Origin of the sequence: Candidatus Leptofilum sp. (assembly GCF_965223525.1) — a bacterium.
In the GTDB taxonomy this organism is placed as follows: Bacteria; Chloroflexota; Anaerolineae; order Promineifilales; family Promineifilaceae; genus Leptofilum.
Genome location: NZ_CBDCWX010000004.1, coordinates 39,785 through 55,487 on the forward strand (window position 1 = coordinate 39,785; position 15,703 = coordinate 55,487).

Here is a 15,703-nt window from a genome sequence, read left to right on the forward strand (position 1 = left end):
TTAGTCACTCCCATAACGGATAACCGTTTACTGTTCAATAGAGAGCCAGTAGGTTGCTGTTTCGCTAGTGAAGGTGGTTTGGGGCATGATGACCAAAACGCCGCCAGATTTGCCTATTGGCAATGTCCACTGTCCTTGATTTTGTGGGTTTAGGTCGAGGGCGGTGACGACGGGGTTGGGGCCTTCTTCGATCAGCAAAACGCTCCACTTTTGGGGGATTTGCCAGCCAATTTGTATGAAGCCATCGGCTTGCCAGCCGTCTGGTTCTGCTTCTACATTGGATTCATAGCCCAGTTCAGGAATGGCAATGTCATCAATGGCGAAGCCACGTTCGGTGATGCCGCCGTCGGTGAGCACCTCAAAGCGTATTTGGATGGTTTGCCCAACGTAGCTGTTGAGGCTAACGCTTTGCTTGAGCCAGCCGTCTACGGCGTCATCTCGGTCGGCGGAACGGCCGTTGTAAGCGGGGCCAAATTCGCCACTGGTGTAATGCGTCGGCAGCAAAATATCCCACGTTTGTCCGCCATCTACCGAAGCGGAAACGTAGGCGTAGTCATAATCTTCTTCCAGTTCGTACCAGACGGCGTACCTGAGGGTTGCTTGCTCTACCCCGGTTAGATCAAAGGTGGCGGTGAGCTGGGCATCCATGTCATCAACACCGGGCGCATACCACATTTGTTCACCGCTGCGGGGTGGTGCGCCAATAAGATCAACGGCCGTATCTCCGGCAAAGGTAATCGTCGTGTCTCCGCGTAAATCACTCAGGTCAATGTAATGAACGCCAAACTGTGCCATCTCTTCCAACCGATCCAATGTGGGTTCGTCTTGGTCCAGCTTGGCGGCGATGTATGGTTGGCGCAGATTGAGGGATTGGTAATAGTACGGCCGTTCCGCATTTTCGTCATCCAGGTAGTTGGCGGCCGCCCAGCGAGCCATAAATTCTTCTAGCGAGACATCTGGCAGATAGCCTTGCAGCACCGCCCAAACGCTGGCCATGCCGTTGGCAGGGTGTCGGGCTAGCTCCTGAATGGCGGCATCCCCCAACTGTTCCCACAAATAAACCGAAAACAGATACGCGCCTGCGTAATGAGCATACACCGTATCATCTTCATAATTCCAGGTGTTGAGCTGAATTTCCGGCTGTTCCAAATAATCAATGCTCGGTGCTGTGTCGTCGTAGCCCAGGTAAATTTCTGCTAGTTGAGACAGACCCTCGTTTAGCCAGACCGTTTCGCTGGAATCTACGTACCATTGGATGAGATGCTGCACTTCATGAACCAGCGTGCCGTAATACAGGTCGCTTCCCAGCGTCAGCTCGCCCATGTTCATGTAAACAAGCTCTTGCTCATTTGAGAAGCGGTATAGCGAACGTGGGAATTGGTCTTCGCTGTTGAAGCGGCCTAGCTCATCGCTGGAGCCATTTTGGGCATGTAAGATGGAGAAATGAGGGTCGCCGTCTATGCCCGGTGTCCACACTTCGCCAAAAAGATAGACGAGCTGTGGATAATATTCATTTTCGAGTCGGTTTGCGGCCGTTTCCAGCTCACTTTGATCTAATTCTAGTCCTTCTTCTACCCAAAAATAGACATGCTCTGTGGCTACGGCCAGCCGGGCTTCGATGCGGTCTGAATCGTTGTAGAATTCTTCAACGTCTCCCACAGCGTGTGACGTGGTAGAGAAGGTACGCGCGCCCAGGTTTTCGCCGCCCAAGCGAACGGCCGTTTCAAAATAATCATGGGAAGGGTAGTTGGTGCTGTACAGCAAGGTGAGGTCACTTTCGGCGCGGGCGGGCACAGGGCGTTGGTCAATTTCTGTGGGGATGTCGGCGGTGATGGGTTGGGGAACGGCCGTGTTTTCGGCAGAAGGGGTAGCTGTGGGAGCGACTGAGTTTTCTGGTGTGGGGCTAGGTAGCTCGGCGACGGCGGCCGTGGGCGTAATCTCACCCTCGCGTCCGCTATCGGAATTTCGAGTGGGTTCTGGCTCTTCTTCGTCAGCTTCATTGTCTCGCCCTTCTGGCGTGGCAGTTCCAAATTCAGACAAAATCTCGTCGCTATAGGTGATCCAGAGATAATACCCACCGCCAAGCGTTAGGCAGCCCAGGCACAAAAAGATAAGCAGGCACCCCCCCAGCACGTACCAAAGCTGGCGGTTGTTGTTAGGTTCAGGTGTAGCAGAAGGTGTGTAGGGTTGGTAATCGTAATCGTTCATTTATTAAAAAAGTGGCTGTTGGTTTGTTTGTAGGATAGCGGTCTAAATCATAATGTCCATAGGAAAAAACCACTCTCCTTGTGGATTCTCATTTTTAGATGTGACAGTTACTTCCAAAGTGACTGTCATATGAACATACTTTTTGTGGTTTTTGCCTATACGCTTTTGACTCCAAAAGAGTGCAAATTTACACATTTTGCCAGTTTAGAGGGCTGTGAGCCGTATCGTCTAGCAACTAGTTTACAGTAGGCAGCTTTGGTTTAGGATGGATAATCGGGGGGTGCTGGCTCTGGAATTCTAACGCAACGGAACCAGCTTACCTGGGTTTTGTACTGTGGAAGAGCAGCAGTTTGCTTTGCCCTGAGGAATGATATGAAATACGCACATATTGTGGGATGGGGTAGCTTTCGCCCCGATAAAATTTTAACCAACAACGATTTATCGCGGATGGTTGATACATCTGACGAATGGATTTACACACGTACGGGCATCCGGGAGCGGCGCATTGCCAGCGAAAAGGAGACGACTGCTACGCTGGCGTTTGAAGCGGCCGCTCGGGCTTTGGAACGCGCCGATTTGCATCCATCACAGGTGGAGCTAATTATTGTGGCAACCTCTACGCCAGAATACATTTTTCCCTCTACGGCGTGCCGGGTGCAGGATTATTTGGGAGCTACCAGAGCAGGCGCGTTTGATTTGAGCGCGGCATGTTCTGGCTTTGTGTATGGTCTCAGCATGGCCTCCCAGGCGATTCAGACGGAATCAGTGCGGAATGCGGTGGTAATCGGTGCAGAAACGATGTCGCGGGTGCTAGATTGGCAGGATCGCGGTACGTGCATTTTGTTTGGGGATGGCGCTGGGGCGGTTGTGCTAAAAGGTTCCTCAATTCCAGGCGGGGTAATGGCCAACACGCTTCGCTCCGATGGCTCTGGCGGGAATTTGCTGAGCTTGCCTGCCGTCTACCACAACCCAATGCCAATGCTGGGGCCAGAATATTTGCACAATGGGCATAAAAAGAACACGGTGGAGATGAACGGCCGTCAGGTGTTCCGGTTTGCCACGCAGGTGATAGCCTCTTCTATTGAGGAAACCATTGCCAAAGCTGATTTGACGATTGACGATATTGCCCTGATTGTGCCGCACCAGGCAAACACGCGCATCATCGAAACAGCCGCAAAACGACTCAAAATCCCGGCGGAGCGTTTTTACATGAACGTTCATGCGGTGGGCAACACGTCGGCAGCTTCCATTCCCATTGCGCTGTGTGATGCGGTTCACGACGGCCGTTTGCGCCCAGACGACAACGTGGTGTTTGTGGGCTTTGGCGGGGGGCTTACCTGGGCATCCTCAGTTGTGAAGTGGAACGTCACGCCGCCAGAAGTTTCGCTGCCGCGCCGAGAGTGGCGGCGGGCGCGTTACATTGCGGCCCGCGGCCGTTCCAAGCTGAAGAAATGGCGGCGCAAGCTCATTGATCGCGTGGCAGGTTCCCCCACTCCCCACGCCAGGATGCGTGATGCAGATAGAAAGTAGCCAAACCCGGAAACGGCCGTTTCCCACCTGGTTTTGGGGCATTCCGCTTGCTTTGTTACTGGGGGTGGCGCTGCTCGTGGCTTTGGGGCCAGAGGAGCGGACGCTGGGCGGCGGTATTCGCTCGGTTTACCTGCACGTGGGGTTAATTTGGGCTGGCTTGGTCGGGTTTGGTGGTACGGCCGTGCTAGGCCTGGGGCTGCTTATCACCGCAAAAGTGTCCTGGCTGCGCTGGCTATCGCCTGCGGGCTGGGTGGCACTGGGCTTTTATGCAGCGGGTATCTTCATGAGCATGGTTGCCTCGGCAGATAATTGGGGCGCGGTTTTTTTGCAGGAACCGCGCATGGCGGCATCTTTGAATGGTTTAGCGGTGGCCATTATTTTGTTGATTGTGGGGAGTTGGCAGCCGTGGCTGCGCGTGCGCGGTGCGCTTGCGGCCAGCATTATTTTCATTCTCCTCTGGTTCAATTTGCGGGCGGAACTGGTGCTGCATCCCCCCAATCCCATTGCCAATTCAGACGCAACACCGATTCAGTTTACGTTTTTACTGGCAACCGCACTGTTTGTGGGGCTGGCTGCCTGGTTTGTCTGGCTACTCCGTAAAACATCTTGATTTTTGAGGCGAATTAATTTTTCTTTGCTCAAGAGTAAGTCAAATAAATAGGACGCAGACAAGCGCGGAAAAACGCGAATTTTATCCGCGTTCATCGGCGTTCATCCGCGGCCTGATTTGGTTTTTCTATGATTATTCGGGAAGCAACTGAACAAGATTTTGAGGGCATTTGGCCCATCTTTCAGGAAATTGTGGCGGCGGGAGAGACGTATGCTTACCGTCGCGATACCAGCTACAGTGAAGCATTGAACATTTGGCTGCATACACCTCGCCAAACGTTTGTAGTGGAGGAAGACGGCCGTATCCTCGGCACCTATTTCATCAAAACCAATCAAGCGGGGCCGGGGAGCCACGTTTGCAACTGCGGTTACATGGTTTCTTCCCAGGCGCGGGGGCGCGGTCTGGCGACAGCAATGTGTGAGCATTCGCAAAAAGTGGCGGTGGCATTGGGGTACAAGGCGATGCAGTTTAACTTTGTAGCTTCAACCAACGAGGGTGCGGTGCGGCTATGGCAAAAGCTGGGCTTCGAGACGGTGGGGCGGCTGCCGAAAGCGTTTAATCATCCAACCGAAGGGTTTATAGATGCGCTGGTGATGTACAAATGGCTGGAGTAGATTAGCTACTCTTTACGGCCGTTGCAATTTGCTTCAAAATTTCTTCCTCGTCCACCACGCCTTCCATATGAACACGGCCGTTTAGCACCATGTGAGGCAAATAGTTGAGTGAGTAGCGGTTTACGGCCGTAGGGAACTGATCTGCCATGATGAAAAAGGTGCGGATATGTTCGTTCACCACAGCCATGTTAAACAGCGGCTGTGCCATGAGCGCCCCAGCTTCGTTGTTTGCCGCGCTAAACAGCTCGACGGTGACTGGCTTGTTGAGCTGCTTCAGCTTGATGCGGGTCATCGCCTCTAGCGTCATCCCCTGAAACGAGACGGCCTGAACAGCCGTTACAAACGACGTCATCGCATACCCATTGGGCAAGCCAATCAGCCGTACGCCAAAATCGTGCCACTTGTCGGCCGAGCCACCCATCACACCAAGCACGGGGTAGAAATCATAGTTGATGCGGCGGGGCAGGGTTTGGGTGGTGATCTGGCTAAATCGTTCGGCGAGGCTTTGCAGGAGAACGGCCGTTTCCTTCTCAGCCACACTCTCCATCGGGTCACCCCACATGATAATGTGTACCGGCTCCGGCAGCTTTTCAAAAAGCGCGGGGAGCTGTTCCCAAGTTTCCGCGTCAAATGGGTGAGAAATATCGTCCATGCTACGTATTCTACTTGATTTTTGGATTTAGGTTAGCCTTGCAGTGCTGCTCGGTGTAGGGGCACATGTTGTTTGCCATTGTCGTGGAGGAGGGTGAGGTTGGTGACCTGGACATCCCAAGCGAGGGATTGGCGGTTGAGCCAGATAACAATCACCCCCAGATTTTCTGGCGTGATGTCGCTGTGGCCGAGGGTGATGTGGGGGAACCAATTTGGGGGAGAGTAATAATCGAGTGGTGCTCTCGTCACGGCTCGCAATCTAGACCAGAGAGCGGTGTGCAACGTTTGCAATTCTGGGGTGCGGGCAACGGGGATGTACAGAACGGGCAGCTTACCGGGGAAAATGCCAATGCCCGTGGTTTTTACGGTAAAGGGTGGGGTGGTTACGGCCGTTTCTACCAAAACTGCCTTCAACTTCTCAATATCATATTCAGGGGCGACGTGGTAGCTAAAGTGGGGAACGGCCGTTGCCTGCGGGCTACCCACCCCAAACTTCCGCTTCAGGTCAGCCAGCTTTGGGCTGACCTGACTGAAATGTGGCTCCTCTAAAACTGAAACGACGCCGTGCATGTTGGCGGTTACTCAACAAAAATTTCGACGCGCTCGCCCGATTCCTCGTCGGTCACGTCAATCACTTTGCCTTGCTGCCCACTGCGGATGGCGGCCATCATCTCTTGCAGCTTGCCATCTTCCATGTCTGGCACAAAGCGCGCACCCATTTTCAGACCGACGTTGACCAAACCAAAGGGGATGTTGACGTTCACCTTGTTACGACCGCTCACCGTGTCCGTCACGCGCACGCGGAACCAGCGGGGATTACTGGTGCCCCCCTTTAGCGGCATGGACGGATTGCTGCCCTTATCTTTGCCCAGAGCGCGCAGCAGTTCTGCACCGTCGGCGGCGCTAATTTTGCCTTCTTCTATCATTTTTAAGATTTGCATACGTTCTTCTGCGGATGCCATGATTGTCCTCTATGATTTTAGTTTGCTAGTTTTAGTGGTTAGTTTGTTAGGTGCTGGTACAGGCAACTAGCCACTATTCCCTAATCCAAATCCAACCGCATGTGCGTGAGCGTGCGGCGCGGCTGAAAGTTGGCCTCTTGTAACAACGCATTAGCCAGTTCATCATCATCTGGGTGCTCAATTCTGACGCCACGGCGAGACATATTTTGTAGGCGACGAATCAGTTTTGCCAGTAACGGCCGTTCCAACCGACCCCGCCACGATGGATGCACCCGTAGCGTCAGTTCATGTGAGCGACCCCATTCGGACTGGATTTGTGCCAAGCCCACTAGCTGGTTTTGTGCGTTGCTCATCACCCACGTTTCTGCCTGACGGCCGTTCAACAAATTCTTCACAGATATCCACAAGCCAGTTTTGTACGCGTCTGGCTTTAGGTGTTCCGGCCAGTGCAAATCGTCGTGCAGTGCCTGGCGATCCAGCGCATATGCCGCCTGCCACTCCTGCCGCTTTAGCTCGCGGATGGGAGGCCTGCCATTTTCCAGATTCAGCTCCAGCCGCCGCAGCCGGGAAACAGATGTGCCCCACTGGGTGATGCTGCCAACGGTTGTATATTTGAGCGATTTGTAAAGTTCGATGGCGGCGTTGTTTTGCTTAACCACCTGCAGCAAAATTTGGTTGCCGCCACGCTGTTGCACCAGGTTTTCTACCTGCTTCATCATAAGCCGGGCAACGCCCTGCCGCCGATGATCTGGATGAACAGCCACGTTGACCACCAAATACCGCCCCGGCCGTTCTGTGGTTAGCACCGTTACGTTGCCCACGATACGGCCGTCTGCTTCCCACACAAATCCCAATGCCAGCTTGGCCGCTGCTGGGCTTAATCGCCACAAAATGGCGGGCGATTGCGCCGCTAACTCATTGCCAGAGAGCATTGGCCGTCCCTCGGCCCGCAAAGATTTGCCAAATACCTGCTCCAGAAGACGCAAAATGCCCGGAACGTCGGTATTCAAATTGATAGGCCGAAGCCCGTTATGCGATTGGTCTTGTGAGGGCGCGGTAACAATCATACAGTTTGCGAGTGTGCAAGTAGGCAAGTTTGCAAGCAATGAGTGAGGCACTTGCAAAGCTGCCACCTGCTTACTTGCAAACTCAATATTCCGACAAACTCCCTCTGTGCCGGGCCTGGTTTTCTGCTTTGCGATACAGCCAGAAGCCCAACAGAGGCATGGCAACGCCAAACAGCGTCACGATGCCTAATTCTACACCAATCGGGGCCAGTTCGGGGAATCCATTTGGATATCCCATCAACGTAGAGCGAAATGCGTCCACGCCATAAGAAAGCGGAATGGCTTTGGCAATCCACAGCATTGGCTCTGGCAGGGCGGCAAATGGAAAGAACGGGGCGCAAAATACCATAAAGCCAAATTGCAATAGGTTGACGGCCGTTTGCGCCGCTTCTTTAATTCGTAACGTGAGGGCAGCAAAGGCAAACCCTGTGCCAAAGGTGCCAGATAACGTCATGATCAAGATGTACAGAGCCAGCGGCCCATTGTTAATTGGCAGCTCGCCCAATAATGAACTCATGAGAACGGCCGCTGCTATCGAAAGCAACCCCGTCCACAGCAGCGTCAGCGCCACCCGCGAGGCCAAAGCCGCAAATTTAGAGGCGGGGCTCAGATAAAGTTGCTCCAGTGTCCCTTGCTTTTGCTCCCGACGCACGTTAAAACCCACGCTCCATAACGTGTCTGACAGATAAATGAATAAGACAAAACCATAAACTACCACGCCAGTTACATCACTGTTGGCTTCGCTCTGTACGCCATCCGGGGCAAACATCAGCCCCGCCAGCGTCAGCACCAGAACGATGAGAAAGATTTGGGCAAAGCTGGCCACAAACTCCACCGGGTAGCGCAGCTGAATGATAAACTCCTTCTTCACCATCGCTGCAAACGCGCTCAGCGTTGCCATTGGTTCCGAAAGTCGCTCATACGGTTCTTTTTTGGGAGAAACGGCCGTCATCAAAATATCCTCTAACAAGCCACAGAGAAAAAGAGAAGACAGAGGCTAAGTTTCTCAAAACCTCTGTGCCCTACTTCGGCTGCGCTCAGCACAAGCCTGTGGCAAAAAATCAATCCAAACCAATAATCACCAGCTCATCATCATCTTCTACGCGGACAAACTCCACCGCCATCAGCGAATCCATGTACGTTTCCAACGTTTTGGCCGGGTTATCACTCTCGGCCATCATGTTGCGTAGGCGCAAAGCCTGGTTGACAGGCGGTTGTGAAGGCAAAAGCAGCCCGACTAGCGGAATGGGAATCGGGATACGCAAGTTGACGCGCTCACCATCGCCAGGATGATGGACAAAAATTCGCAGCCAGGAAAACAGTGCCCGACGGCCGATCTTCACCGGAGCCGCCTTAGCCAACGAACGAACCGTTTCCACCTGGGTTATCATCTCTTTGCTGTCGTTTGTTGGCTGCCAAACTTCTTTTTCCTGCGGCAAAACCGTTACCTGCTTTTCTACCGATTTGTATGCTTCGCTCATAACTTCCTCGCCTTGAGAGGACTGGCAGTCCTCATTGAAAGAAGGTGTGTAGACCCAGCTTAGGACTGCCAGTCCTGGTCACACACATTAAAACTGCCCAATACCCTGATTGCCCCGCAAATTGCCTTCGGTGCGGTTGAACACCCAAATGCCAAACAGCGGCGCAAACAGCAAAAATGCCCACAGCACCGCCATGTCCAAATACCAATTTTCTAAAAAGAAGCCCACGCCCAGCAGCGCCGAACGCACCCCGTTGACCATCCACGTTGGGGGGAAAAGCTGTGCCACCAGCCGCATAAAGGGGGGCAGTACCGTTACCGGAAAGAAAATGCCCATCAAAAAGCTCACCAGCCACTGCATCAAATTCAGCACCGATTGCGACTCTTTAATTTTGAGCACCACTGCACCAAAAATGAAGGCAATGCCATACAGTGGAATGAGCCCAATGAAGAGGAACAGCAGCGCCAGCATGATGTCCCCCTGGAATGGATTAACCCGAAACACAAGGCAACCGATCAAAAAGGCGACAACGGCCGTTCCCGTACTCCGAATGGCGCTATACATAGCCACCCCTGCAATGAGCACCGGGCTGGAGGTGGGCGTCACGTACACTGCTTCCAGCGTGCCCGTCTCCTGCTCAAAGCGCACCCAGTAGGCAATGTGCCAAAACGCGCCGGACACAATCGTAAACACGTTGGCACCGATGAGCAGATACGCCACGTAGTTGGCCGTGCCGGTGTTGGCGGCAAAGTTGGCTGCTGCATCATCGCCTGCTGTGGCCTGCCCCAGCAACATTGGCATGGCGGCAAAAATAATGGGAATGATGAACTCCATCACCAACTGCCCAGGGTAGCGGGAGATGTTGATCAGCCGTAGCCGCGTCTCGGCCAGTGCGGCCGACAGCTTGTGGCGAAAGGTGGGGGGCGTGTAGTTGATAGTCGTCATTTTTATTTATCAGTAGCCAGTAGTCAGTGAATCAGTAACCAGTGAGCCAGGAAAAACCGATTACTGATCACTGATTACTGGGTCGTGTCTTCTGCCAGGGTGCGGCCGGTGTGGGCAATGAACACATCCTCCAGCGTGACCTCTTCTGGCGTGATTTTTTGCAGGATGGCGCCGTGTCCACTGAGCGTTTGGATGAGTTGGGGCAGGACGGCCGTCTGATTCGGCGTGACCACAGTTAGCTGATTATGACCGTTCACGGAACTCATGGCCGAACGCGAAATGCCCTTGAGGTTGGAAACGGCCGCAGTTGCCTGCGTTGGAATGACTCCTTCCAGCTTGATCACCGTCTCTTGTCCAATAGACTCTTTAAGCTCAGGCACCGTGCCCAGGGCAATGACCTCGCCCCGGTCAATAATGGCCACGCGGTCGCACAACGTTTCTGCTTCGGCCATGATGTGAGTGGTGTAGATGACCGTTTTGCCCTGCACGTTCAGGTCGCGCACAATGGCCCGTAGCTCACGCGCCGAGGGCAAATCGAGCGTGTTGGTTGGTTCGTCCAAAATGAGCAGCGGCGCATCATTGATGAGTGCTTTGGCAAAGGCGAGCTTCATCTTTTGGCCGGAGGAGTAGGTTTCTACGGGTCTGTCGGCAAATTCGCCCAGGTTGAGCCGCTCGATGACGGCATTTGCCCGGCGAGTGCGTTCAGCGGGGGGCAGATGGTACAGTGCGCCGAAGAAAACCAGGTTTTCTCGCCCGGTTAGCTTCCAGTAGAGGCCACGCTCGCCCATCAACATGCAGCCCACGGTGGCGCGGATGGCGTCGTCTTGCTTGGTTAGCTCAAAGCCGTTGATCCAGGCACGGCCGTTTGTGGGCAGCAACAGGGTGGTGAGGCATTTGATTAGCGTGGTTTTGCCCGCACCGTTTGGCCCCAGCAAGCCAAAAATCTCGCCCTGCTCAATGTCTAACGAAACGCCCTTGAGCGCCTCTACCTCGCGCACAGACGATTTAAACAGCCCCTGCCGCTTCTTCGTTTTGTATGTCTTTTGTAGATTTTCAATTCGGACGGGTATGGTCATGGTTTACCCTTTTTCACTATTTCTCTAGTGCTTCCAACAGCGTGGCGGCTTCGGCCGGGGAAATGATGCCTTGTTCAACCATCTTCAAAATTTTGAGCTGCTCTTCGCTACTGGCCTTTTCCTTCGGTTCTTGCGCTTGTGAAACTGTACGGGTAACGCGCACGCCGCGGTGTCGCTGCTGTCGTTCTGCCCGTTGACGGGCACGCTCGGCGGCTTTTTCGGCTCTGGCCGTTGCCATTTCCACTTTTTTGGTTATTTTTTCGGCCATGCGCTGGGTAAATTCTGGTCCCAGGGTAGTTTCTAGCTTCTGGCTAATTTGGGCAACTTGCTCGTTAAGCTGCTGGGTAATTTGGCTACCAAAGTTGGCAAAGTCAAAATCGAGGTCTGCTTCAAAGGTTGTGGCGTCGTGCCATTTGGGGTTCACAATGTCACCTTCCTTTAGGATGATACGGCCGTTTGCCGTCAAGCTCACGTTCGTCTCCCCATCGCCCAAACGGCCGATGAGCGTGTTTTCCATCTCGGTTTCTTTCTCTAATGGCAGCCGGTTTTTGATGGTTGGGGCTGTCGCCGTTAGGTTCATTGGCGAGGTAATGGGCCAGCGCACAATGATGTCCCGCTCGGCGGCAAGGGCATGGTCGCCCTGGCTCAAGCCACCGTACAGCCGAATGTCGCCCTGAATGCCCTGAACCGAAGCGATGCCGCCCAGATTGCGTAAATTGACGTCTCGCTGACCGTTTTCAATGGTGACATTGCCATTGACGGTTCGTAAACCCACATCGCCGTGAGCCTGGTGTAGCTGCACGTCGCCGTTGGCGTTACGCACAGAGAGATCGCCCTGAATAGTCTGGACGGTTAACCCGCCAATGTTTCGCAGGGAGGCGTCACCGTTAATGAGATCAACGGTCAGGTCGCCGTCCAGGTTTTTGGCGGAGAGGTCGGCATTAAGCGTTTGGATATGGACATTGCTGCCGCCCCGCAAAATGACGTCGCCATTCACTTCAACCAAACTCACATCCCCTTCCAGCAGCTTCAGAGCCACGTCGCCATTGACATAACTAACTGAAAGGCTGCTTTGGATGGGCACGGTGAGCTTGAGGGCACGCTGGCTGCTGATAGAGAGCTTTTCTTCGCCCTCGGTTATGTCGAAGCTTTCACCTTTGATGGAAACGGCCGTTTCTGCCCAAGTCCGTACCACCAACTCCCCGTTGCAGTCGGCAATGCTAATGTGGGGTGCTTTGCCCGTAAAAATCTTTTCTTGGTTCATATGGTTACCTTCGCTTTATCGTATCATTCCCAGTGAAGCGAGAAATGACAATGGAGTGCTAGTCAAGATAAACCTGTACATGCTCGTTGCTGTCTGCATCCTGTACGTCCACCAACATGCCGGTTTTCATGTCCTGCATCATGCCCGTTAGCTCGTTCCAATCTAAATTGTTAATTTCCGGGCTGAAGCGGCTGCCAATTTTCAGACCAAACTTCATCATTTTTACAGGAATGTTGACCGTAACCCGGTTTTTGCCCGTTTCTAGATTGGCCACGCGCACGCGGAACCAGCTTGGTTCGTTGCCGTTCTCGCCTTTTGTGGCAACCACGGGTTCAGGGGCCGGTGCTTTTTCAGCAGGTGGGGGTGGAGGGGGTGCAGCAGCTTTGGCTGGTTCATCCACATTGCTTAATAAATTGGCCGCTTCTGCGGCCGTAATTTTGCCATTGCTCAACAGTTCCAAAATTTCCATGCGGCTTGGTTTACTCATGATATGCTCCTAATTGAATATTCTGATGACTTGTAAATGTTTTAGGGGCGATTGGGTTGTTGACAACGGCATCTCCAGTAATCCGTTACCGATTACTGCTTACTGACTACCGAACTAACCATCGCCCCGTAAAATTGCCAACGCCTCTTCAGCCGACAGCTTGCCGCTGCCCAAATCGCCCAAAACTGCCTGTCGGGTCTCTTCCGAAACCTCTGGCTCTGGCGGGCCAACCTCGTAGCCCATCGCCTCGATCACCTCTGTAAGGCGGCTACGGACGGCGGGGTAAGACATACCCATCTCTTGCTCAACGCGGTTGATTTTGCCCTCGCATTTGATGAAGGTTTCGATGAAGCTGAGCTGTTCTGGCGTGAGCTGGTACAGCCGCCCCAGCGAAAAATGCCCTTCGATGCTGGTGTCGCAGTTGCGGCAATGCAGCCGGGTTACGTGGAGGGTATCGCTGCAAATTGGGCATTGGCCAATCACTGAATTCATAAATTTGGTCTCCTTAAACTGTCAAGATGTGTTGCTGCCCATGATACTAGACAGTTCAAGAATTCGTCCAGAATTGATTAAACAAGCTCTGGTTTGATTAATTGTTCTTTTTGTTTAGGGTGCAACGGCCGTATTTCTAAATTCCCCGTGCCAATCTGTGCTTTGATTCGACCTTCACCGCTGCCCAAAACGCCCCGCAAAGTGCCGCCTACCAAGTGGCGATTTTCACGTTTTTCGGCAAGTGACAGGCCGCAGTTGAGGTTTCCCACCCCTGTTTTTGCGGATAGCTGAGCATTTACCGTTTCTGGCACTGTCAGCACAATTTCACCGGTGGCGGTTTCAAACCGATGGTTTTCATCGGTGAGGTTGCCCGTGTAGGTTAGCTGCCCGGTGGCGGTTTTGGCATAAATTGGGCCGTCAATCTCCCACAAGCGCAGCCGCCCGGTAAGAACGCGCGCCGAAACTGGAGCTGCGATGCCTTCAATCTCCATCGAGCCAGCGATAATTTTGGCCTGAACAGGGCAATGAGCAGGCACAGCGATGATGAGTTTTGATTTGGGACGGTCTTTGTGGAAGAGGCGGGTGAGCTTCAAAATAAAATCGGCTTCTTTTTCTGCGCGCACCTGGATGGTGTCGCCTTGCTGCTCTACCCAAACGTCCATGTGGCGAAAGGTGGCTTCTATGTGGAGATTGTTATCTGTGGACGGCCGTATCTCAACCAATCCGATCTCTACCTGCACATCCAGCTTTGTTTTGGCCTCAACTGCTTCTGTAAAATGTACTGTTTTCATTTTCTTAACTGTTCAGTCCCAGAGGTGACAGTCACTTAAAAGGCTTGGATTTTGCCATTACCTTTGGAAAAAAGTGACTGTCACCTGATCGCTTACTCATTTTCTTTGCTCTATATTATGAAAATTAAGTAGCATATAAATAAAATTAACAGTTGGGCAAATAATAGTTGATTTATTGAGCGGTGTCAAGAGAAATTTATGAATAATGAGAAAACCTATTGATAATTTAGATAATCTTATAGATATTCTCAATAATTGAGTGATTTTTTACGAATATCATGATGTCATACCCGCGAAGGCGGGTATCCATTGATCTCGGTCGCCTGGATTCCCGCCTGCGCGGGAGCAACTGTGATAAAAGTCAAGAGCAAAAAGCGCATTTCGTTAAGCTGATATCCAAGCAGAGCCATCACGGACGATGGCATTCAAAATGGTTAACAATTTACGCATACAGGCCGTGAGAGCGACTTTGGGGAGTTTTCCTTTCGCAATCAAACGGTCATAAAAGGCTTTGAGAACCGGGTTATAACGAATGCCTGAAAGAGCAGCCATGTACAAAACAGAACGAACATCTGAACGTCCGCCAAAAATATGGCGTCGTCCGCGAGAACAGCCGCTGTCCCGATTGAAGGGAGCCAGGCCAACTAAGGCGGCGATTTTTTGTCGAGACAATGTACCCAATTCGGGCAATTCAGCCAGCAACGTAAAGGAGGTGACCTGGCCCACGCCGGGCACGCTTTCTAAACTGGTTCGTTTTTCGCGCCATTGGGCATTTTTGTTGATCCAATCATTGAGGTCTTCCTCAATTTCAGCTAATTCAGTAGCTAACCAATCCAGGTGCTTCTCCAAACGAGGCCGCAATTCTGGATTGACCGTGGTGTGCCGATTCTTCTCGGCTGTTTGCATATCGATCAGTTGGCGACGACGCGTGACCAATGCTTTGATGAGCTGCTGGTCTTGCGTCTTCAAAGTACGTACCTCTGGACGGACCGCCTGGGCAAAGCTGGCAATCATCTGGGCATCGATCTTGTCTGTCTTAGCTACTTGCCCTTTGGCACGAGCAAAGTTACGCACTCGTGTCGGGTTGACGACGACAATGGGCAGAGAGGCAGCGGCCAGTTCTGTAACCATAACTTGCTCGAATCCACCGCTGGCCTCAACCACTATCAAGGTGACAGCCGTTTTCGTTGACATTATTTCCACCAGGGTGGCGATACCGGTTGCGTCATTATCGTGTCGCAACACTTCTTCGATTCCCCACTGGGCTAAATCCAGGTGGTTTTTGGAAACGTCAATGCCAAAAAAGGTTTCTTCGGTTTGCTTTGCCATCAGGTACTCCTTTGTGACCCGCACTAGCAATGATACGGACTGCAATGTCCCAACAACTGTTCGGGTTCTCGCTGAATCTCTTGGCTCGGTGACCTGCGCTCCTGCGCGGCTGGTTGCCAATGACATCGGCCTACCAAGCTGGAGCAATCCTAACAAATGGTCGCTTTTTTGGCTGCTTGTTTTATCTTTTTCACGA

At 52.7% G+C, this 15,703-nt stretch carries 17 protein-coding genes; 3 read left to right on the forward strand and 14 right to left on the reverse strand.

Annotated elements, in window-relative coordinates; translation table 11 throughout:
- Positions 1-27: 27 nt before the first annotated feature.
- Positions 28-2,208 carry a hypothetical protein gene (locus ACOQPM_RS00285; protein ID WP_420627218.1) on the reverse strand — a complete coding sequence of 727 codons (2,181 nt, stop codon included), beginning with the start codon at positions 2,206-2,208 and terminating at the stop codon, positions 28-30.
- Positions 2,209-2,580: 372 nt separating this feature from the next.
- On the opposite strand from ACOQPM_RS00285, the gene ACOQPM_RS00290 reads away from it, so the two are divergent.
- From ACOQPM_RS00290 to ACOQPM_RS00300, 3 genes are all read left to right on the forward strand, one after another.
- Positions 2,581-3,738, forward strand: a complete 1,158-nt coding sequence (locus ACOQPM_RS00290) for a beta-ketoacyl-ACP synthase III (protein WP_420627219.1) — start codon at positions 2,581-2,583, stop codon at positions 3,736-3,738.
- Positions 3,722-4,348, forward strand: coding sequence for a hypothetical protein (locus ACOQPM_RS00295; RefSeq protein WP_420627220.1), 627 nt, complete (start codon positions 3,722-3,724; stop codon positions 4,346-4,348). The genes ACOQPM_RS00290 and ACOQPM_RS00295 overlap by 17 nt, the downstream gene beginning before the upstream one ends.
- Positions 4,349-4,476: 128 nt before the next feature.
- Positions 4,477-4,962 carry a GNAT family N-acetyltransferase gene (locus tag ACOQPM_RS00300; RefSeq protein ID WP_420627221.1) on the forward strand — a complete coding sequence of 162 codons (486 nt, stop codon included), beginning with the start codon at positions 4,477-4,479 and terminating at the stop codon, positions 4,960-4,962.
- Between the two features lies 1 nt (position 4,963).
- On the opposite strand, the gene ACOQPM_RS00305 is transcribed toward ACOQPM_RS00300, so the two are convergent.
- From ACOQPM_RS00305 to ACOQPM_RS00365, 13 genes are all read right to left on the reverse strand, one after another.
- Positions 4,964-5,614 (reverse strand): hypothetical protein, encoded by a 651-nt coding sequence (locus ACOQPM_RS00305; protein ID WP_420627222.1) that lies wholly within the window; start codon positions 5,612-5,614, stop codon positions 4,964-4,966.
- 32 nt (positions 5,615-5,646) lie between these two features.
- Positions 5,647-6,183: a 2'-5' RNA ligase family protein gene (locus ACOQPM_RS00310; protein ID WP_420627223.1), complete on the reverse strand. Its 537-nt coding sequence runs from the start codon at positions 6,181-6,183 to the stop codon at positions 5,647-5,649.
- A gap of 8 nt (positions 6,184-6,191) precedes the next feature.
- A complete protein-coding gene (locus ACOQPM_RS00315) occupies positions 6,192-6,554 on the reverse strand; it encodes an SHOCT-like domain-containing protein (protein ID WP_420627224.1) in 363 nt (120 codons plus the stop codon).
- A gap of 101 nt (positions 6,555-6,655) precedes the next feature.
- On the reverse strand, positions 6,656-7,642 hold the full coding sequence (locus ACOQPM_RS00320; RefSeq protein WP_420627225.1) for a GNAT family N-acetyltransferase: 987 nt from the start codon (positions 7,640-7,642) through the stop codon (positions 6,656-6,658).
- Positions 7,643-7,724: 82 nt separating this feature from the next.
- Positions 7,725-8,594: an ABC transporter permease gene (locus ACOQPM_RS00325; protein ID WP_420627226.1), complete on the reverse strand. Its 870-nt coding sequence runs from the start codon at positions 8,592-8,594 to the stop codon at positions 7,725-7,727.
- Positions 8,595-8,703: 109 nt separating this feature from the next.
- Positions 8,704-9,123 carry a hypothetical protein gene (locus tag ACOQPM_RS00330; protein ID WP_420627227.1) on the reverse strand — a complete coding sequence of 140 codons (420 nt, stop codon included), beginning with the start codon at positions 9,121-9,123 and terminating at the stop codon, positions 8,704-8,706.
- A gap of 87 nt (positions 9,124-9,210) precedes the next feature.
- Positions 9,211-10,068, reverse strand: a complete 858-nt coding sequence (locus ACOQPM_RS00335; RefSeq protein WP_420627228.1) for an ABC transporter permease — start codon at positions 10,066-10,068, stop codon at positions 9,211-9,213.
- A gap of 74 nt (positions 10,069-10,142) precedes the next feature.
- On the reverse strand, positions 10,143-11,144 hold the full coding sequence (locus tag ACOQPM_RS00340) for an ATP-binding cassette domain-containing protein (protein WP_420627229.1): 1,002 nt from the start codon (positions 11,142-11,144) through the stop codon (positions 10,143-10,145).
- Positions 11,145-11,160: 16 nt separating this feature from the next.
- A complete protein-coding gene (locus ACOQPM_RS00345; RefSeq protein WP_420627230.1) occupies positions 11,161-12,408 on the reverse strand; it encodes a DUF4097 family beta strand repeat-containing protein in 1,248 nt (415 codons plus the stop codon).
- A 58-nt stretch (positions 12,409-12,466) separates the two neighbouring features.
- Positions 12,467-12,895: an SHOCT-like domain-containing protein gene (locus tag ACOQPM_RS00350; protein ID WP_420627231.1), complete on the reverse strand. Its 429-nt coding sequence runs from the start codon at positions 12,893-12,895 to the stop codon at positions 12,467-12,469.
- Positions 12,896-13,009: 114 nt separating this feature from the next.
- Positions 13,010-13,387, reverse strand: coding sequence for a DUF2089 domain-containing protein (locus tag ACOQPM_RS00355; protein ID WP_420627232.1), 378 nt, complete (start codon positions 13,385-13,387; stop codon positions 13,010-13,012).
- Between the two features lie 77 nt (positions 13,388-13,464).
- On the reverse strand, positions 13,465-14,178 hold the full coding sequence (locus ACOQPM_RS00360) for a hypothetical protein (RefSeq protein ID WP_420627233.1): 714 nt from the start codon (positions 14,176-14,178) through the stop codon (positions 13,465-13,467).
- Positions 14,179-14,562: 384 nt separating this feature from the next.
- The gene (locus ACOQPM_RS00365) at positions 14,563-15,507 is read right to left on the reverse strand and encodes an IS110 family transposase (RefSeq protein WP_420627234.1); all 945 of its coding nucleotides are present in this window, start codon (positions 15,505-15,507) and stop codon (positions 14,563-14,565) included.
- Between the last annotated feature and the right edge of the window lie 196 nt (positions 15,508-15,703).